This window comes from Dellaglioa sp. CoH-55-MRSF-6 (genome assembly GCF_056782215.1).
Window position 1 is genome coordinate 70,843 of sequence record NZ_JBXAYJ010000003.1, and the last position, 20,082, is coordinate 90,924.

17 protein-coding genes are annotated in these 20,082 nt (G+C 35.2%); 14 read left to right on the forward strand and 3 right to left on the reverse strand.

Annotated features, from left to right (window positions below):
- Window positions 1-125: 125 nt before the first annotated feature.
- The 3 genes from AC1RPK_RS04120 (at window position 126) to AC1RPK_RS04130 (ending at window position 3,501) form a co-directional block, all read left to right on the forward strand.
- Window positions 126-1,766: a malolactic enzyme gene (locus tag AC1RPK_RS04120; RefSeq protein ID WP_481761580.1), complete on the forward strand. Its 1,641-nt coding sequence runs from the start codon at window positions 126-128 to the stop codon at window positions 1,764-1,766.
- Window positions 1,767-1,795: 29 nt separating this feature from the next.
- Window positions 1,796-2,764 (forward strand): AEC family transporter, encoded by a 969-nt coding sequence (locus AC1RPK_RS04125; RefSeq protein WP_409022066.1) that lies wholly within the window; start codon window positions 1,796-1,798, stop codon window positions 2,762-2,764.
- 146 nt (window positions 2,765-2,910) lie between these two features.
- Window positions 2,911-3,501: an ECF transporter S component gene (locus AC1RPK_RS04130; protein WP_409022067.1), complete on the forward strand. Its 591-nt coding sequence runs from the start codon at window positions 2,911-2,913 to the stop codon at window positions 3,499-3,501.
- Window positions 3,502-3,581: 80 nt separating this feature from the next.
- Here the strand turns inward: AC1RPK_RS04130 and AC1RPK_RS04135 are convergent, their stop codons facing one another.
- From AC1RPK_RS04135 to AC1RPK_RS04145, 3 genes are all read right to left on the reverse strand, one after another.
- On the reverse strand, window positions 3,582-3,959 hold the full coding sequence (locus tag AC1RPK_RS04135) for a hypothetical protein (protein WP_481761579.1): 378 nt from the start codon (window positions 3,957-3,959) through the stop codon (window positions 3,582-3,584).
- Between the two features lie 20 nt (window positions 3,960-3,979).
- A complete protein-coding gene (locus AC1RPK_RS04140) occupies window positions 3,980-4,675 on the reverse strand; it encodes a DNA/RNA non-specific endonuclease (RefSeq protein WP_481761578.1) in 696 nt (231 codons plus the stop codon).
- 89 nt (window positions 4,676-4,764) lie between these two features.
- A complete protein-coding gene (locus tag AC1RPK_RS04145; RefSeq protein ID WP_481761577.1) occupies window positions 4,765-5,742 on the reverse strand; it encodes a Gfo/Idh/MocA family protein in 978 nt (325 codons plus the stop codon).
- Between the two features lie 135 nt (window positions 5,743-5,877).
- On the opposite strand from AC1RPK_RS04145, the gene AC1RPK_RS04150 reads away from it, so the two are divergent.
- The 11 genes from AC1RPK_RS04150 to rlmD all read left to right on the forward strand — a co-directional run bounded on the left by AC1RPK_RS04150 (window position 5,878) and on the right by rlmD (window position 19,954).
- Window positions 5,878-6,555, forward strand: a complete 678-nt coding sequence (locus AC1RPK_RS04150; protein WP_481761576.1) for a glycoside hydrolase family 73 protein — start codon at window positions 5,878-5,880, stop codon at window positions 6,553-6,555.
- A 177-nt stretch (window positions 6,556-6,732) separates the two neighbouring features.
- A complete protein-coding gene (locus tag AC1RPK_RS04155) occupies window positions 6,733-7,305 on the forward strand; it encodes a xanthine phosphoribosyltransferase (protein ID WP_409022073.1) in 573 nt (190 codons plus the stop codon).
- A 140-nt stretch (window positions 7,306-7,445) separates the two neighbouring features.
- The gene (locus AC1RPK_RS04160; RefSeq protein ID WP_481761575.1) at window positions 7,446-8,585 is read left to right on the forward strand and encodes a 5-(carboxyamino)imidazole ribonucleotide synthase; all 1,140 of its coding nucleotides are present in this window, start codon (window positions 7,446-7,448) and stop codon (window positions 8,583-8,585) included.
- A 144-nt stretch (window positions 8,586-8,729) separates the two neighbouring features.
- Window positions 8,730-10,955 carry a DNA helicase PcrA gene (pcrA, locus tag AC1RPK_RS04165; RefSeq protein WP_481761574.1) on the forward strand — a complete coding sequence of 742 codons (2,226 nt, stop codon included), beginning with the start codon at window positions 8,730-8,732 and terminating at the stop codon, window positions 10,953-10,955.
- A gap of 34 nt (window positions 10,956-10,989) precedes the next feature.
- Window positions 10,990-13,011, forward strand: a complete 2,022-nt coding sequence (ligA, locus tag AC1RPK_RS04170) for an NAD-dependent DNA ligase LigA (RefSeq protein ID WP_481761630.1) — start codon at window positions 10,990-10,992, stop codon at window positions 13,009-13,011.
- Window positions 12,998-14,146 carry a CamS family sex pheromone protein gene (locus AC1RPK_RS04175; protein WP_481761573.1) on the forward strand — a complete coding sequence of 383 codons (1,149 nt, stop codon included), beginning with the start codon at window positions 12,998-13,000 and terminating at the stop codon, window positions 14,144-14,146. The genes ligA and AC1RPK_RS04175 overlap by 14 nt, the downstream gene beginning before the upstream one ends.
- A 37-nt stretch (window positions 14,147-14,183) precedes the next feature.
- Window positions 14,184-14,486: an Asp-tRNA(Asn)/Glu-tRNA(Gln) amidotransferase subunit GatC gene (gene gatC / locus AC1RPK_RS04180; protein WP_409022077.1), complete on the forward strand. Its 303-nt coding sequence runs from the start codon at window positions 14,184-14,186 to the stop codon at window positions 14,484-14,486.
- A 2-nt stretch (window positions 14,487-14,488) separates the two neighbouring features.
- Window positions 14,489-15,952 (forward strand): Asp-tRNA(Asn)/Glu-tRNA(Gln) amidotransferase subunit GatA, encoded by a 1,464-nt coding sequence (gatA, locus tag AC1RPK_RS04185; protein ID WP_481761572.1) that lies wholly within the window; start codon window positions 14,489-14,491, stop codon window positions 15,950-15,952.
- Window positions 15,952-17,382 (forward strand): Asp-tRNA(Asn)/Glu-tRNA(Gln) amidotransferase subunit GatB, encoded by a 1,431-nt coding sequence (gene gatB, locus AC1RPK_RS04190; protein WP_481761571.1) that lies wholly within the window; start codon window positions 15,952-15,954, stop codon window positions 17,380-17,382. The genes gatA and gatB overlap by 1 nt, the downstream gene beginning before the upstream one ends.
- Window positions 17,383-17,416: 34 nt before the next feature.
- Window positions 17,417-18,457 carry a diacylglycerol kinase gene (locus tag AC1RPK_RS04195; RefSeq protein WP_481761570.1) on the forward strand — a complete coding sequence of 347 codons (1,041 nt, stop codon included), beginning with the start codon at window positions 17,417-17,419 and terminating at the stop codon, window positions 18,455-18,457.
- 132 nt (window positions 18,458-18,589) lie between these two features.
- Window positions 18,590-19,954 carry a 23S rRNA (uracil(1939)-C(5))-methyltransferase RlmD gene (gene rlmD, locus AC1RPK_RS04200; RefSeq protein WP_481761569.1) on the forward strand — a complete coding sequence of 455 codons (1,365 nt, stop codon included), beginning with the start codon at window positions 18,590-18,592 and terminating at the stop codon, window positions 19,952-19,954.
- Window positions 19,955-20,082 lie beyond the last annotated feature (128 nt).

A 20,082-nucleotide genomic window follows, 5' to 3' on the forward strand; every position in this document is an offset into this window, starting at 1 on the left:
CTAAATCAACGTTTATAATCCTCATATAAATAATATTTATAGTATAACACATGTTTGACTATAATTTTTAAAGGGGTGTATTCTTGCTCTTGTAAGTTAAAGAGAAAATAAAATATAAAAAAATAATGGAGGAATTAATGATGACAAAAGCACAAGATATGTTAAATAACCCATTTGTAAATAAAGGTACAGCATTTACAATGGAAGAACGTCGTGAATTAGGACTTATTGGTATGTTACCAGCTAAAGTTCAAACAATTGAAGAACAAGCAACACAAAACTACGCACAATATTTAAGTAAAGAAACTGGTCTTGAAAAACGCCATTTCTTAATGGAATTATTCAATGAAAACCGTACACTATTTTTCTACTTAATGGGACAACATGTGGCTGAATTTATGCCAGTTGTTTATGATCCAGTTGTTGCTGATTCAATCGAAGAATACAACGAAATTTATGTAAATCCACAAAACGCTGCATTCTTATCAATTGATCATCCAGAAGATATCGAAGCAACATTAAAAAATGCTGCTGCAGGACGTGACATTCGTTTAGTCGTTGTGACAGATGCTGAAGGTATTTTAGGTATGGGCGATTGGGGTGTCAACGGTGTTGATATCGCAATTGGTAAATTAATGGTTTATACAGCTGCTGCTGGAATTGATCCTTCACAAGTTTTACCAGTTTCTATTGATGCTGGAACAAATAATGAAACATTATTGAATGATCCATTATACCTTGGTAACAAACATGAACGTGTAACTGGTGACAAATACTATGACTTCGTTGATGGCTTTGTCCAAAGTACAAAGAACTTGTTCCCAGAATTGTTATTACATTGGGAAGATTTTGGCCGTTCAAATGCTGCTAATATTCTTGAAAAATATCAAAACGAAATCACAACATTTAATGATGATATCCAAGGTACAGGGATTGTTGTTTTAGCTGGTATCTTAGGTGCTCTAAGTATCACTAAAGGTTCAATTGTTGACCAAACAGTTATTACTTATGGTGCTGGTACTGCTGGTGTCGGAATTGCTAACCAAATTATGGACGAAATGAAACGCGCTGGTGTTTCAGAAGAAGATGCTCGCAAACGTTTCTTCTTAGTTGATAAACAAGGATTGTTATTTGATGATACAGAAGACTTAACACCTGGCCAAAAAGAATTTACGCATAAACGTTCAGAATTTGCTAATGCTGATGAATTAACTTCTTTAGAAGCTGTTGTTAAAGCTGTTCAACCAACTGTTATGATTGGTACATCTACACAACCTGGTACATTTACAAAAGAAATTGTTCAAGACATGGCTTCACATGTTGAACGTCCAATCATCTTCCCATTATCAAACCCTACAAAATTAGCAGAAGCTAAGGCTGAAGATTTGATTGCATGGACTGATGGTAAAGCTTTAGTTGCTACTGGTATTCCAGCTGATAATGTTGATTACAAAGGTGTTACTTACCAAATTGGTCAAGCAAACAACGCACTTATGTACCCAGGTCTTGGATTTGGGATTATCGCTTCAACATCTTCAAGAGTTAATGGCGAAATCTTATCACAAGCTAGTCATGCTTTAGGTGGAATCGTTGATACTACAGCCGTTGGTGCTGCCGTATTACCACCAGTAACACATTTAGCAGAATTCTCACAAACAATTGCTGAAGTAGTTGCCCAAAGTGTTGTTGACCAAAAATTAAACAAAGAAGCAATTACAGATGTTAAAAAGGCTGTCTCAGATATGAAATGGACACCTAAATACTAAAAAAAGCGTAGAGAGAAGGACAATTAATTATGGTATTTTTCCAATCAATTCAAAGTGTTCTAGTTGTTGTTTTGATGATGGTACTTGGATACATTTTACAAGTTAAAGGTTGGTTCGCTGATTCATTTGGTGGCAATATCTCATCATTAATTACAAAAATTGCTTTACCAGCTTCAATTTTCGTTTCTGTTTTAAAATATTTAAAACGTGATCAATTAGCTGCATTGTCAGGTAGTTTACTCTACCCAGCAATTGCTGTTATTATCGGTTACTTAATTGCATGGGCACTTGTTCATATCTTGAACATCAAACCTGGTCGTCGTGGTATCTTCATGAATGCCGTTGTTAATGCAAATACAATTTTCATTGGTTTACCTTTAAATATTGCGTTGTTTGGCGATAAGAGTATCTCATATTTCCTTGTTTACTATATTATTAATACAGTTTCAACATGGGCATTTGGTGTTTTCTTAATTTCAAATGATGATCCAACAAAAGACAAATCAGATAAAACGAAAAAGAAAATTAACTGGGCTAAAGTAATCCCAATGCCACTTGTTGGGTTCATCGTTGCATTAATCTTCTTGGTTCTTGCAATTCCAGTTCCTGATTTTATTAGCCAAACATTAGGTTATGTTGGTGGATTAGTTACACCATTATCATTAATCTATATTGGTATTGTGTTAGCTAAAGCCGGTTTGAAGAGTATCAGATTTGATCGTGATACAGTCGTTGCATTACTTGGACGTTTTATTTTATCACCAATCATTTTAATCGCTGTTATTCTTTTAGGTACACATTTAACTGGTGCAGATTTAGCACCATTATTACAAAAAACTTTGATTGTTCAATCAGCTACACCAATGTTAGCCGTATTACCAATCTTAGCTAATGAAGCACATGGAGACGTTAAATACGCAACAAACATTGTTACAACAAGTACAATCTTGTTCATCATTGTTGTTCCTGTTTTAACGACCCTTATCTCATTCATGTAATATAAAATTTATTTAAAATAGAACGTCACTGATTACCTCTATAATTAGTGACGTTCTATTTTTTTGCATATTAAATGGTAACAATCGTTAAATCGGTTATAATAAGGGAACGGAAGTGAAATGATTAAATTTGTAGGAGTAAGTAGATGAAAACTAATAATAAAACATATCATATGAGTATTTTGGCGTTATTTATTTCAATCATTATTGTTCAAAATTTTGTGCCATTATTTGGTTACATCCCTGTTGGCCCCTTAAGCATCACAACCATTCATATCACGGTGATTGTTGCTGCTTTAGTGTTTGGCTGGAAAGATGGTGCATTTATCGGTGGTGTCTGGGGATTAATCACATTTATCAGGGCGTTTGTGTCGCCAACTAGTCCACTTGCACCCATTGTTTTTACAAATCCACTTATAGCAATTGTGCCAAGAATTTTAATTGGAATTGTGACAGCAGTCATTTTTTACTTTTTATATAAATGGTGGAAAAACAAAACGTTAGCCATGATTATTGCCTCTGTTTTTGGTTCATTGGTTAATACGGTTTTAGTTTTAGGCCTTATCTATCTTTTATATCATGGGCAAGCAGCTAATTTTTATAAAGTTGATATGGCACAATTATTACCATATATTATGGGACTAGTTGTCACAAACGGTATTCCAGAGATGATTTTAGCAGGGATTGTTGCGCCATTGATAGCAAGACCTTTACAAAAAATAGTTCGGAAAAGTTAGAGAACAAAATACACGATGCTAATAGGTAAAAATAAAAAAGTTATTAACAACGAATGATATTTCGCTGTTAATAACTTTTTTTAGTTGAATTTAGAAATAATTTTAGAATCTAATGTTCCATTTTCTAGTGCAATTAATGCGTCGATTATAGGCATATGATGAATTTCAGTATCATCTGCTAGCAGACTACTAGGAATAAAAAAGGTTGTTGAATAGTGATCACCTGCTAGATAATCACCATCAATTGTCTGACCTAAGATACAAACGTCATCCCAGTTCAAAGAGATAGTATCAGGTGTTTTCAAGAAGTTCATTGTTTCTAAAAATTGTGTTTGAAGTGAGCTGCCAGGAAATTGTAAATAGCCATCATTTGTCTGACGGATATTTGAATTAAGTAATAATTGTTGTAGCGTTTGTGGTGCTGAATCTATCAGTTGACTTTTTAATTCTGTGAACATGAATAACACACTCCTTTGAATTAACGTTTATTCAAAATAGTAACATTAAATTTAATATTGCCCCAAGAAGTTGTACTTTTACCTTGCATTTGAATTGCTTTAGGGAAAAGTGACTTACCAGAAAAAATTGGTGTTACCTGATAACGGACATGATCTCCTTTATCAACTGCTGCACGAACTGCGTTTTCATACTTGGTCATGTAGGGTGTGTTAACAGGGTTTTGATATAATGTTGCTAAATTTTCTTTTTTATCACCACTACCACCAAGTTGTCGACCGATTAAATGTCCACGGGAATGAAAATAAGGTGACAGCCCTGACACAAAACCAGTTGGTCGAATTGAAGAATCTGCTGATGACCCTCTAGATTCTAAAGCTTTAACTAAAAGAGCATTGGCCTGAGTAGCACGGCCAAGAGAGTCAAGAGCGCCGTATTTTATCCAACCATTGGCATTATCTGCAAGATCACTTTTTGAAAAGGTTGGCGCACCATTATCCACAATTCCATTAATGGCCTTGCTACTATTAATAGAACTAGTATTTGCTGTTCCTGTCCCATTTTTAACATTGACTGAAGTTGAATTGCCATTTGTTTGTAGCAAATCTTTTACAGTACTAGGTAATTTTCCGCTGAAAAGGGAGACAACTAAAATGACAGCAAGTCCAATTAGATAATTACGTGTTCGATTCTGAATATAACGTTTCTTTCGTTTCATAAAATTAACTCCAACTCTTTTTCTTTTAGTGTAGCATGGAATTAAAAAAAGTTATCAACAATTTCTAGTGATAACTTTTCAGATGAAGCTTATTTTTCAAAAGGATATTTAAAGCCCCATTGTTCACGAGCTTGTGTCATTATTGACATAACATCTGTTGTTTTTTCTAAGAATGGTTTAGGATTTAAATTACCCAAAACCATATCTTGAACATCTTTAATTTCATAATTCATGGCTTGTTTTGTATGGCCGGCAGTGATTTCTGTAGCTGTTCCATCAGATAATACAAGAGCAGCTTTATTAGCTCGAGGATAATCGTAAACAGTAAAGTAACCACCTTCATAAGCAATAATACCCATTTTAGGCATTTTAGCTCTGAATGTTAAGGCAACAGTTGCGAGTTCATTATTGGCATTTTGTAAACTAATCGTTTCAGATTCGTCAACACCTGATTCGAATAAATTCATTGCTGAACCTGTGATTTCTGGTGTGGCTGTCATGAATTGACGGACAAAGGCTAATGCATAAACACCGATATCTAATAATGCGCCACCAGCTAAATCAGGATTGAAGAAACGATTTGTTGGATCAGGATCTTTAAAACTACCAAATGAGGCTTGGACCATTTTTAGTTTGCCTAATTTTTTTTCTTCAGCTACTTCAATAATTTTTTTATAAAGTGGCATATGATAAATAGTCATTGCTTCTTGTAAAATCAAGCCTTTTTCTTCAGCTAAATCAGTTGCTTGTTTAAGTTCATCACTAGTCATGGTGATTGCTTTTTCACTTAAGACGTGCTTGCCAGCTTTAAGTGCAGCCAAGATTGTGTCGATATGGTAGTTGTGAGGTGTCGCAATGTAAACGATGTCAATTTCATCATCAGCTAATAAGTCTTCATAGTTACCATAGGCATGTGGAATATTAAATTCGTTAGCAAAAGTTTGCGCTTTTTCTAAGTTTCTTGAGCCAGCGGCATAGATTTCACCAAATGGTTGATCAAAGTAAGTTGTAAAGCTGTGAGCGATGTTACCAAGTCCAATAATTCCCCAATTTAAATTTTTTGTCATTATGTTCTCCTGTCTCATTTAAGATAGCTCAAGCTTAACAGAAATTTAATAAAAAGAGAAAAAATACGATGGTAATAGATATAGAATTAGGGTAAAATAAGTGAAACAATTAAATGTATAGGGACGGGTGTACTAATGAAAAAGAAAAATGGTCGGGGGATTTTTGTAAAGAACGGTAAAATTCAAGTTGCGAATATTGTTGTTTTAATTTTAATTCTTGGTATTATTACAGTCGTTGTTTCAATGAACGTTCATAAAAAGAATGTTGCTCGAGATGAATCTATTGCGACGTCATTATCAACCTCAAAAATTGAAGCAAGTGAATCAGCAAAAAAAGCAGCAGCAGAAGCTAAAAAACAAGCATTTATTAAGAAAGTAGCACCTGAAGCACAAAAAATGCAAAAAAAATATAAAGTCTTTTCTAGTATTACAATTGCACAAGCTATCTTAGAATCTGATTGGGGAACGAGTTCTTTAGCTAAAGACTACAATAACCTATTTGGAATTAAAGGAACGGGCGCACGTGCAAAAGATTTCAAAACTAAAGAACAAGAAAAAGATGGCACATGGAAGACGGTTACGGCTAAATTTATCGTCTTCAAAGATTGGGACGAAGCAATTATGTCTCATTCGAAATTATTAGCTAATGGAAATACATGGAATAAAACACAATTTGCTGACGTTCTTTCTGCAGCAACTTACGAAGATGCAGCAGCAGCTTTAGTAGTTGATGGGTACGCAACAGATAATGATTATAGTACAAAATTAACAGATATCATTAAACAATATCATTTAGATAAATATGATAAATAAACGGGATTAATGTCAAGTATAATAACGATAAATGAGTAGATTCAAATTGAAATTACCCTTATATTATGTTATTCTTAAGTCATTCAAAACCGGAATGTAGCTTTTTTACTTATACCGAAGTGAAAAAGCTATTTTTATACCCAAAAAAATATAAATAGCAAGAGGAGCGTACCCCACGTGAAACTTTTAGAAGACAGAATTATGCAAGATGGTATTGTATTACCAGGAGATGTATTGAAGGTCGATCAATTTTTAAATCACCAAGTTGATCCTGATTTAATGTTAGCAATGGGTGTGGAATTTGCTGAATTATTCAAAAATGAAAAAATTACTAAAATTTTAACAGTTGAATCATCAGGTATTGCCCCAGCAGTATTCGTTGGGTTACAATTTCATGTTCCTGTTGTCTTCGCACGTAAAAATAAGAGCGTTACGATGCAAAATGATTTATATTCTGCTTCTGTTTACTCGTACACAAAGAAAGTTGAAAATACAATTGCCGTTGCCAACAAGTTTTTAGGTGAAAACGATCGTGTTTTAATCATTGATGACTTCTTGGCAAATGGCCAAGCAGCTGAAGGACTCTTCCAAATTTGTGACGAAGCTAAGGCAGAAATTGCTGGAATTGGAATTGTAATTGAAAAATCATTCCAAAAAGGTGCCGAATTAATTCATGAACGTGGCGTACGTTTAGAATCACTTGCTAAAATTTCATCATTTGATGGTGATCAAGTTCATTTTGAAGATTAAATTAACGAAAAGAGCGCAAAATGTGCTCTTTTTTATTTTCTTATAAAATTGTTAAATTATGGTTGTTAAAACTTGATTGCCCCGCGGGATAACAGTATGATTAAGGGTATAAAGCAAAAGTAGAAAGTAGTGAATATATAGTGGAAAAAAAAGTTATCTTTCCTGGAAGTACATTGGGAATAATCGGAGATAGTCCAACGGGTGCAATGTTGGCTATGGCTGCAAGAAATTTAGGGTTTAAAATCGCAGCATACAGTCAAAATGAAGTTAGTGAGACACTTCAATTAGCAGATTATTCTGTTGTAGGTAAGATGAATGATAAGGATAAATTGAAAGAATTCGCTGAACGAACAGATATTGTGACGTATGAATCTGAACACGTTAATTCAGAAGTGATTGAATATATTTCAAAATATACTTATGTGCCACAAAAGTATAATGCATTAGAAATTATGCAAGACCGCTTGTTGGAAAGAGCTTTTTTTGAACAATTAAATATTAATATTCCACCTTTTGAAACAATTGTATCATTAGAAGATGTGTATAATTCTGTACTTTCAATTGGGTATCCCAGCGTTTTAAAACCAATCCAAAAAGGGTTTGGTAAAAGTTACCAGAGTGTTCTCAATACGCAAACTGATATTTCAGATGCGGCGTACTTGGTTGAACGTGGCACCTATATTTTAGAATCATGGATTCCTTATGAACAAGAAATCTCAATGGTTCTTATCAAAAATGGTAAGGAAATTAATTTTTTCCCAGCTGTTGAAAATAAATATCGTGATCATCGATTACACGAATCAATCGTACCAGCTAACTTAGATACAGAAATTTCTGCTGAAATGCATAAAATTGCCATTAAAGTTGCGGAAAATCTAGACTACACTGGCGCATTAGAAATTGGCTACTTTGTAACTAAATCAGGTGCAATTTATGTTAAACGTGTCGTGCCCGCTATGCATCAATCAGGGTATGTTTTTGATAAAGCAACAAACGTTAGCATGTATGAACAGCATTTACGTGCCATTTGTGGATTGCCACTATCAAAAGTGAAATTCCTTGCACCAACTGTTATGGTGTCATTAAAAGAAGAAGAACGTGCCGATTTAAAGACACAGTGGGTTCTTAAAAATAATTGGTATTACCATTTTTATCGTTACCCTGAAAATCATAAATTAGATCGTGCTGGGCATATTTTGGTTCAGTCAGATTCAGTTCGTGAAGCATTGAATCAAATTGAAGATACAGGCATTTGGGATAAAAAAGAAACAACAAATTAAATGAAATTAGAAGGATGAATCGTTTTGAATCGGTTCGTCTTTTTTTATGAACAAGTTGAGACATATATTCATAAAAATTAAAGAAGTTAAGGCGTTTTTTTGCTATAATAAATAATGACTGATTTATAGAGAGGATTGATTAATTTGACTACTGAAAGCTTATTGAACGGAATGAATAACAAACAAAAAGAAGCTGTCCTAAAAACAGAGGGACCACTCTTAATTATGGCTGGAGCTGGAAGTGGTAAAACGCGAGTATTAACGCATCGCGTTGCTTACTTAATTGAAGAAAAAGGTATCAATCCATGGAACGTATTAGCAATCACATTTACAAATAAAGCATCAAAAGAGATGCGCGAACGTGTTAATAAATTACTTAACAAAGGGGCAGAAGATGTTTGGGTTTCAACATTCCATGCACTTTGTGTTCGTATTTTGCGACGTGATATTGACCAAATTGGTTATAATCGTGCATTTACAATTGCCGACCCAGGTGAACAAAAGACTTTAGTAAAACGTATTTTAAAAGAACAAAATATTGATCCACAAAAATTTGACCCAAGAACCGTTTTAGGAGCAATTTCAAATGCAAAAAATGATTTATTAACAGAAAAAGAATACGCAGAACGTGCTGCAAGTATGTTCGAACAAATGGTAGCTAAAGTTTATACGGCATATCAAAAAGAGTTACGCTCAAATCAAGCAGTTGATTTCGATGATTTAATTATGTTAACTATCCGTTTATTTAAAGAAAAGCCTGAAACATTGGCTTTTTATCAAAATAAATTTCAATATATCCATGTGGATGAATATCAGGATACTAATGAAGCACAATATACCTTAGTAAACATGTTAGCTGAACGTTTCAAAAATCTCTGCGTCGTCGGGGATGCTGACCAAAGTATTTACGGTTGGCGTGGGGCAAACATGGATAACATTATGAATTTTGAAAAAGATTATCCTGATGCTGATGTTGTTAAGTTGGAACAAAACTATCGTTCAACGAAAACAATTCTGAATGCTGCCAATGCAGTTATTGATAATAATACGAACCGCAGTGATAAGAGTCTTTGGACTGATAATAAAGATGGTGAGAAAATTTCTTACTACCGTGGCCAAAGTGAAAATGATGAATCACATTATGTGGTTGAAAAAATTCAAGAACAAATTAAAGATAATCACTTAAATTACGGTGATTTCGCCATTTTATATCGAACGAATGCACAGTCTCGTGTGATTGAAGAGACATTCTTAAAATCAAGCGTTCCTTACAAAATGGTTGGTGGACACAAATTCTACGAGCGATTGGAAATTCGAGATATCTTAGGCTACATTCGTTTAATTGCTAATGATCAAGATTCAATGAGTTTTGATCGTATTGTAAATGTCCCAAAACGCGGTATCGGTGCAAGTAGTGTGGACAAATTACGTGAATTTTCAGATATGAATAATTGGACAATGCTTGAAGGTGCTGAAAACTCAGCGCTTGCTAATATTTCTGGTAAAGCTGAAAAATCATTACAAGAATTTGCCACAATGATTCGTGGATTACAAAAAATGCGTGAGTTCTTGAATGTGACCGAGTTAACAAAAGAAATTTTAAAACAATCAGGTTATGAAGCTAATTTGAAAAAGACGAAAACGATTGAAAATGAAACGCGACTTGAAAACGTTGAAGAATTCTTGTCTGTAACTCAGCAATTTGATGATCGTTGGGAAGCTGAAGAAGATGATAGTGACCGTTATGTTGATTTCTTAGCTGATTTAGCACTAGTTTCTGCACAAGATGATATTGAAGAAGAACCTGAAGAAGTCACATTGATGACATTACATGCCGCTAAAGGACTTGAATTTCCAGTTATCTTTTTAATGGGATTGGAAGAAGGCATATTCCCTCTTTCTCGTGCCATGTTAGAAGATGATCAACTTGAGGAAGAACGTCGTTTAGCATATGTCGGAATTACTCGTGCTGAACGCAAATTATATTTAACAAATGCTTTTTCAAGAATGTTGTATGGTCGTCGTCAAAGTAATCAAGCTTCACGTTTCATTGGTGAAATAGATGAGTCATTACTTGAATTAGATAATCAAACGGCAGCACCATCTCGTAATTCATCGTATTCCAATCAACGTGCGACGGCGACAACATACCGTCGACCTGCTAAAACCGTTGAACGTGATAATGGTACAGGTGCTGATGCAGTTGTTTGGCGTATTGGTGAAAAAGTGGAACATAAAGCTTGGGGTACTGGGACAATCGTTAAAGTTTCAGGATCAGGTTCGGATGCTGAACTTGATATTGCTTTCAAAGAACAAGGGATTAAGCGTCTGTTGACAGCTTTTGCACCAATTACAAAAAAAGTGGACTAAATAAAAGGAGGGTTCAAGTTTGTCAAATCAAGCCATAACATTGGAAGAAGCAACTAATAGAGTGAATCAATTAAAAACTGACTTAATCAAATGGACGCGTCAATATTATGTCCTTGATCAGCCAACAGTTGAAGATCATGTTTATGATGAACACTACCTACAACTAGTAGAACTTGAAAAAGCCTTTCCTAATTTAGTGACACCTAATTCACCAACGCAACGTGTTGGTGGCCAGGTACTGCCTGGTTTTGAAAAAGTTTCGCATGAAGTACCAATGCTTTCATTGGGGGATGTCTTTTCCATTGAAGAACTATCGGAATTTGATCAACGATTACAAAAATCAGTTGATGCTGAGGTAAGTTACAATACTGAACTCAAAATTGATGGATTGGCCATTTCGTTAACATATGAAAATGGTGTATTCGTTAAAGGATCAACTCGTGGAGATGGCACAATTGGTGAAAATATTACTGAAAATCTTAAAACAGTCAAATCAATTCCACTAACATTGACGGAACCCATTTCAATTGAAGTTCGTGGAGAATGTTACATGCCAACAAAGGCGTTTGTTGCGTTGAATAAACGTCGCGAGGAAGCTGGAGAAACGGTATTTGCTAATCCTAGGAATGCAGCAGCAGGTAGTTTACGACAATTAAATACAGCTGAAACGGCTCAACGACAATTGAGTACATTTATCTATTATATAGTTGATCCGGATGTCAAAACTCAAAGTGATGCGTTAAAACGCTTGTCTAAACTTGGATTTAGAACAAATACTGAATCACGTGTTACGAGTGATATGACAGAAATTTCGGCATACATTAATGAATATCAAGCAAAACGTCATGATTTATCTTACGATATCGATGGTATTGTTATTAAAGCAAATTTATTCACGATTCATGATGAAGTTGGTAATACGGTTAAAGTTCCAAAATGGGCAATTGCCTATAAATTCCCGCCAGACGAGCAAGAAACTAAAGTTCTAGATATTGAATGGACGATTGGTCGAACAGGTGTCGTAACACCAACTGCAATCATGAATCCTGTGCAGTTAGCGGGAACAACAGTTTCTCGGGCATCATTGCATAATGGGGATTTACTGAAACAAAAAGATATTAGAATTAACGATACGGTTAAGTTGCATAAGGCTGGGGATATTATTCCAGAAATTTCTGAAGTTGTCTTAGATAAACGACCAGAAGACAGTGTTGTGTATAGTTTGCCAACGAACTGCCCAGTTTGTGGAGCAATATTAGTTCATCTGGATGAAGAAGTTGCATTACGTTGTATCAATCCAAAATGTCCCGCACTCATTAAAGAGAGTCTGGCACATTTTGCTTCTAGAAATGCGATGAATATTGATGGACTAGGGCCTAAAATTGTTGAACAATTATTTGAAAATAAGTTAATTAGTGATGTTGCAGGATTGTATCAGTTAACTGCCGATCAACTGTTAACGCTAGATAATTTCAAAGAAAAATCGGTTAATAAATTATTAAATGCAATTGATATTAGCCGACAAAATTCAGTGGAACGCTTATTATTTGGACTAGGAATTCGGCATGTTGGAGCTAAGGCTGCTCGATTGGTTTCAGCCGAATTTAAAGATATTCATCAATTAATGACAGCAATTTCCGAAGATATTCTCGTCATTGATTCAATCGGACAGGTGATTGCGGATAGTCTTGTGACTTATTTTGCCAATGACCAAGTTCGTGAATTGATTGATGAACTGGATAATGCGCAAGTTAACTTAACCTTTTTAGGCAAAACAACTGCTGAAATTGCAGAATTAGCTGAAGGTAGTCCCGTGATGGATAAGAAAGTTGTCCTAACGGGAACACTTGATCAGTTGAAACGAAGCGATGCTAAAAAATGGCTTGAAGCAAATGGTGCTTCTGTTGTTGGTAGTGTTTCGAAAAAAACAGACCTATTAATTGCCGGGCATGATGCTGGAAGTAAGTTAACAAAAGCGAAGCAACTAGAAATTGAAATTTGGGATGAACAACAATTTATCTCAGTTATGGAAGGAGTGTCATATGAAAAAAATTAAGATTGGACTTATGTTAAGTTTCTCGTTAATTTTCTTAGCAGCCTGTGGCAATGTTGCCTCATCAGGCTCGTCGGGAACCTCTAAAAATACATCAAGTTCTGGTTACCAGACAACTGGCCAAACAAGTGATAGTAACTATGAAGGTGTCATTAAAGATGGTAAATATTTAACAAGTAAATCAAGAGGTGTGGCACTCACACAAAATGACAATGTCTTGAATTTAAAAAGTTTTGAATCTGGTCTGTTAGATTTATCTAAAGATCAATTTGCTACTGACAGTTATATTTTCCAAGAAGGACAATATTTAACAAAAACGACTGTTCAAAGCTGGTTAGGACGTGAATCAAGTGCTAATAAAGACGGATTAAACCCTAAGAGTAATGGTAAAACGGGTGAAACAGACCGTAATCCCATGTATGTACAGCAAGTTGAAGAACAAGATTTTATGACAAAAAAAGGCAGCAAATTATCACTCTCGGGTATCTCGGTAGGTATCGGAATGAACTCAGTTGATTATTATCAAAAAGAAGAATATGGGGCTGAATATAAAACCGTTATTTCTGATGCAACAATGAGAGAAAAGGGTAAAGAAGCTGCTAACAAAGTGGTTGCTCGTCTTCGTAAAACCAAAGGAATTAGTGATAGCGTTCCAATCATGGTGGCAATGTACAAGCAAGCACCAAACGATAGTTTAGTTGGCGGTAGTTTCTACGCCTACGCTGTGAATAAGAATGGTAAAACGACGATTGATAATTGGGATGATGTTTCAATTAAGAGTTATACGTTCCCAACGACATCGACGGCCACATCACCTAATACAAATGATGAAACGACATTTACGAATTTTAAAACTGAAGTTCAAAGTTTCTTTCCTAATTTAGCAGGTGTAACAGCACAGGTACAATATAAAAACAAAGCAATTACAGGGATGCACATCAATATTACAACTCAATTTTATAGTGAAACAGAGATTATTAGTTTCACTCAATATTTATCAACAACGGCCGTGAAATATTTAGCATCAGGGATTCCAATTGACATTACTATCAAAGGTAGTGATGGGACAATGCAAAGTTTCCTTGCCAAAACAGCTAAAGAAAGCACATACTATACGCATGTATTTACCAGTTATTAAAAAGAAATTAATTTGAATTTTGAAGGGATGGTTTTGAATGTCAATTAGTAAAGAAGAAGTCAAACATGTCTCAGAGTTAGCTAAACTAGAACTCAGTGATACAGATTTAGAACTATTTACCAGTCAATTAGATGATATTATCGGAATGGCTGAACAATTATCAGAAGTAGATACAACAGGCGTTCCAGTAACGACACATATTACAGATGTTCTCAATGTGATGCGTGAAGATGTCGCAGAAGAAGGAACAGATCGAGACTTACTCTTTAAAAATGCACCGGATAGTGAAAATGGCCTTATTAAAGTGCCAGCAATTATTGATGAAAGTGAGGAAGCTTAAGCATGGATTATTTCAAACAAGATTTATCAAGTTTACATGACGCATTAGTTAATAAAGAAATGAGTTCTGAAGAATTAACGAAGGCAACCTTTGCTGAAATTAAAGCACGTGATTCAAAGATTTCTGCTTTCCTCGCAATGAACGAAGAAATGGCACTTAGCCAAGCTAAGGCTGTTGATGCTGCTGGTATCGATGCAAATAATGTCTTAGCCGGGATACCAATGGCTGTTAAAGATAATATTGTGACAAAGGATTTAACAACAACTGCTGCAAGCAAAATGTTAGAAAATTTCAATCCAATATATGATGCAACAGTGATTGAAAAAATGCGCCAAGCACAAATGGTGACAATTGGTAAAACAAACATGGATGAATTTGCTATGGGTGGTTCTACTGAAACGTCAGCTTTTAAAACAACAAAAAACCCTTGGAATACAACGAAGGTTCCCGGTGGCTCATCAGGTGGTTCAGCTGCTGCAGTTGCTTCAGGTGAAGTTATTGCTGCTTTAGGCTCAGATACTGGTGGTTCTATCCGTCAACCTGCTTCATTTAATGGTGTCGTAGGAACAAAACCAACTTATGGTCGTGTATCACGTTATGGTTTAATTGCATTTGCATCAAGTTTGGACCAAATTGGACCATTCACACGTGGCGTTAAAGATAACGCTGCTGTTTTAAATGCAATCAGTGGTAACGATGTTCATGATTCAACGAGTTCAGCGCAAGCTGTTCCTGATTTTACTGCTGGATTAACTGGCGATATTAAAGGAATGAAGATTGCTTTACCTAAAGAGTATTTAGGTGAGGGTGTTGATGCTGGTGTTAAAGAAGCCATTCAAAAAGCAGTTAAGACGTTTGAAGAACTTGGCGCAACAGTTGACGAAGTTAGTTTACCAAACAGTAAATATGGTGTGCCCGTTTACTATATTCTAGCTTCTTCTGAGGCATCATCTAATTTACAACGTTTTGATGGTATTCGTTATGGATTCCGTGCACAAGACGTTAAGAGTTTGGAAGATGTTTATGTACGTTCTCGTTCAGAAGGTTTTGGGGATGAAGTTAAACGTCGGATTATGTTAGGAACATTCTCATTATCTGCTGGAACTTATGACGCTTTCTTCAAGAAAGCAGCTCAAGTTCGGACTTTAATCTGCAATGATTTCCGTAATGTATTCAATGATTATGATTTGATTATTGGGCCTACTGCACCTAATACAGCATTTAATATTGGTGATAAAATTGAAGACCCAATTACAATGTATATGAATGATATTTTAACGATTCCAGTTAACTTGGCTGGACTACCCGGCATGTCAGTTCCTGCTGGATTCTCAAATGGCTTACCAGTTGGATTACAATTAATTGCGAAATCATTCGATGAAGCAACAATGTATCGTGCTGGTTACGCATTTGAACAAGCAACTGATTTCCATAAAGAAGTCCCTACGTTAGGAGGCCAAAACTAATGAATTTTGAAACAACAATTGGACTTGAAGTTCATATTGAAATGAAAACTAACTCTAAGGCATTCTCACCTTCAAAAGTTGATTTTGGGGCAGAACCTAATACGAATACCAACGTTATTGACTGGGGTTATCCAGGTGTTTTACCAACTGCCAATAAAGGGGCAATTGAATACGGAATGCGTGCTGCCTTAGCTTTAAATTGTGAAATCACAAAGGATAACCATTTTGACCGAAAAAATTACTTTTATCCTGATAATCCAAAAGCTTACCAGATCACACAATCAGAAGAACCTATTGGTCGTAACGGCTTCTTAGAAATTGAAGTTAATGGCGAAACGAAAAAAATCGGAATTGAAGAAATGCACGTTGAAGAAGATGCGGGTAAAAATACGCATAATCCTAACGGCTATTCTTATGTCGATTTAAACCGTCAAGGAACACCTTTGATTGAAATTGTTTCACGTCCTGATATCAAAACACCTGAAGAAGCTTACACATATCTTGAAAAATTACGTCAAGTTATTCAATTTACCGGTGTTTCTGATGTGAAGATGGAAGAAGGATCAATGCGAATTGATGTTAATATTTCAATTAACCCAATTGGCCAACCCGGTTATGGGACAAAAACTGAAATGAAAAATTTAAATTCATTTGAAAATGTGCGTAAAGGACTTGAATTTGAAGAAAAACGTCAAATAAATGTCTTGATGTCTGGTGGTATTGTTCAACAAGAAACACGCCGTTTTGATGCACCAACTGGTACAACTATTTTGATGCGTGTCAAAGAAGGGGCTAGCGATTATCGTTATTTCCCAGAACCAGATATTCCACCAATTCATATTAGTGATGACTGGATTCAAGAAGTTAGAGAATCAATTCCCGAAATGCCTGACAAACGACGGACACGCTATGCAAGTGAATTAGGCTTGCCTGAATATGATGCTGAAGTCTTAACACAAACAAAAGAAATGTCAGATTTCTTTGAAGACACAATTAAGTTAGATGCAGATCCTAAGTTAGCTGCTAACTGGTTAATGGGTGAAGTTAATGCGTTCATGAATACAAATAAATTAAACTTACAAGATACTAAATTAACACCAGCAAATCTTGCTGGAATGATTAATTTAATTACTGATGAAACAATTTCAAGTAAGATTGCTAAAAAAGTTTTCCAAGAAATTATTAAAAATGGTAGCGAACCTAAAGCTTGGGTTGAGTCTAAGGGACTTGTTCAATTATCTGACCCAGCTAAGTTACAACCCATTATTGATGGTATTTTAGATAACAATGAACAATCAATTGAAGATTTCAAAAATGGTAAAGATCGTGCTGTTGGATTCTTAATCGGACAAATCATGAAACAAACACAGGGACAAGCAAATCCTAATGTGGTCAATCAATTATTGATGGCCTCATTGAAGCAAAGATAATCTTATTAAAATAAGATTCATGTGGAGGAACGGAATGAGAAAAAGAGCCAGAATTATCTATAACCCAACATCCGGTCGTGAGGCTTTAAAAAGTGATCTCGTGAGTATTCTAGACATCATTGAAAATGCCGGGTATGAAACTAGTGCTTATGCGACGACAGCGAAGAAACATTCAGCTCGAGATGAAGCAACGAGAGCTGCTAAATCAGGGTTTGATTTAGTAATTGCTGCTGGTGGCGACGGAACCATTAATGAAGTTGCTAATGGAATTGCTGGTCTTAAGCACCGACCTAAGATAGGTGTTATTCCAGCTGGAACGACAAATGATTATGCGAGAGCTTTGAAAATACCTAGGGATGATTCAGTTGCTGCTGCAAAAGTAATTGCAAAAGGTAACACAGTTAAAATGGATGTTGGACAAGCTGGAGAAAAATATTTCATTAATATCGCTGGTGGTGGATTATTAACGGAATTAACTTATGATGTTCCTTCACAATTTAAATCACTTTTTGGTTATCTGGCTTATTTAGCTAAAGGTGCTGAAATGTTACCTAGAATGAAACCAATTGAAATGAACCTTGAGTATGATGGGGGAATTTTTAAAGGGAAAGCATCAATGTTTTTATTAGCATTGACGAACTCTGTAGGTGGCTTTGAACAAATCGTACCAAACGCTTCACTTGATGACGGTAAGTTTACCTTGCTTATTGTTAAAGCGACTAATATCGCCGAAATGTTGCATTTAATGGCACTTGTGTTAAATGGTGGGAAGCATATTAATGATAAACGTGTGATTTATGTTAAAACGTCTAAATTAATTGCTAAACCAGTCGATAATAAAATGATGATTAATATTGATGGTGAATATGGTGGTGATGCACCAATGACTTTCAAAAATTTAAAGCAACATATCGAAATTTTTGCGAATACAGATGCATTGCCAGAAACGTCAATTACGTCAGGTCGTACGGCTGCCGAAATTACAGCTGAAGAACATTTTGTAAAAGAAGTCCAAGAAATGCATAGTGAAGATGTTGACGGTAATGGTACAATTAGTAAAGTAAGAGATAACTAAGAAATTAAGTAGGATTGAGGTGCTTGGTAAAGGCCTCAATCCTGTTTTATTTCTAGAGTTGGCAACTATTGACTTTTAGGGGTTAAACATGGTTGAATAAAGTAAATACGCAGGAACATCGAAAGGACAACAATGAAAAAACTACCTCCAGTAATAAAGAACCAAGAATTTGATACAGAAATTATCGATTTAACTTATCAAGGTATGGGTGTCGCTAAAGTTGATGGCTACCCATTATTTATTGAAAATGCATTACCAGGCGAAAAAGTTAGTATTCGTGTAATGAAAGTTAGCAAGAACTTTGGTTTCGCTAAAGTTTTAGCTTTTCGTAATGAGAGCCCAGATCGTGTTGAAACAAAAGGTTCAGCATATACACAAACTGGAATTGCACCTTTACAACATTTAGCATACCCAGCACAATTAAAATTCAAACAAGCACAAGTTCAAGAGTTATTGAAAAAAGCGCATTTGGATATTGAAGTATCTGATGCTGTTGGAATGGAAAATCCTTTCCATTACCGTAATAAAGCACAAGTGCCTGTTCGCGAAATTGCTGGTGAATTAAAAACAGGATTCTTCAAGAAAAACAGTCATGATTTTGTTGCAATTGAAGATTTTTTAATTCAAGATGAAGAAATTGATAAAGCAATCGTAGCTGTACGTGATGTCTTACAACGTTTCCATGTGGAAGCATATGACGAACGTGCACATAAAGGGATTATCCGTCACATTATGGTTCGCCGTGGTCATTACTCAAAACAAATGATGATTGTCTTAGTAACACGCTCTAAGAAATTACCAATGTTTACTGAAATTACTGCTGCAATCCGTGAATCATTACCTGAGGTTACAACTATTGTTCAAAATACAAATTCTGAAAAGACAAATGTTATTTTAGGCCGCGAAAACAAAGTTTTATTTGGCCCTGGTTATATTGAAGATCAATTAAATGGATTAACATTTAGAATTTCACCACATTCTTTCTACCAAATTAATCCTGTCCAAACAGAAAAATTATATGCTGCAGCATTTGAACGTGCTGGTTTAACTGGTAATGAAACAGTTATTGATGCTTATAGTGGTATTGGAACAATTTCATTATCAATGGCAAAACATGCTCGTCAAATCTATGGTGTAGAATTAGTTTCTGCAGCGGTTAAAGATGCGAAAGAAAATGCTAAGATTAATGGTATTGATAATGTTCGTTTTGAAACTGGGATGGCAGAAAACTGGATGGAAAACTGGAGTCATGCTAACTTAAGACCTGACGTTTTAGTTGTCGATCCTCCTCGTAAGGGGCTAGAACCAGCATTTATTGAAAGTACACTTAAAATGCAACCTAAAAAAGTTGTTTACATTAGTTGTAACCCTTCAACATTAGTTCGTGATTTACAGAGCTTCTTAGATGATGGTTACAAAGTTACAAAACCAATTTTACCAGTGGATCAATTCCCACAAACAACACATATTGAAACAGTTACAATTTTAGAAAAATAACCAATTTAATATAATAGATGAGGAAGACCAAAGGTATTTTACTTTTGGCCTTTTTTTTGCAAACAGATAAATTGTATTCAGTGTGAAAAAGAGTATTCTAATGATATCTTAAAACATTAGGAGGTCCA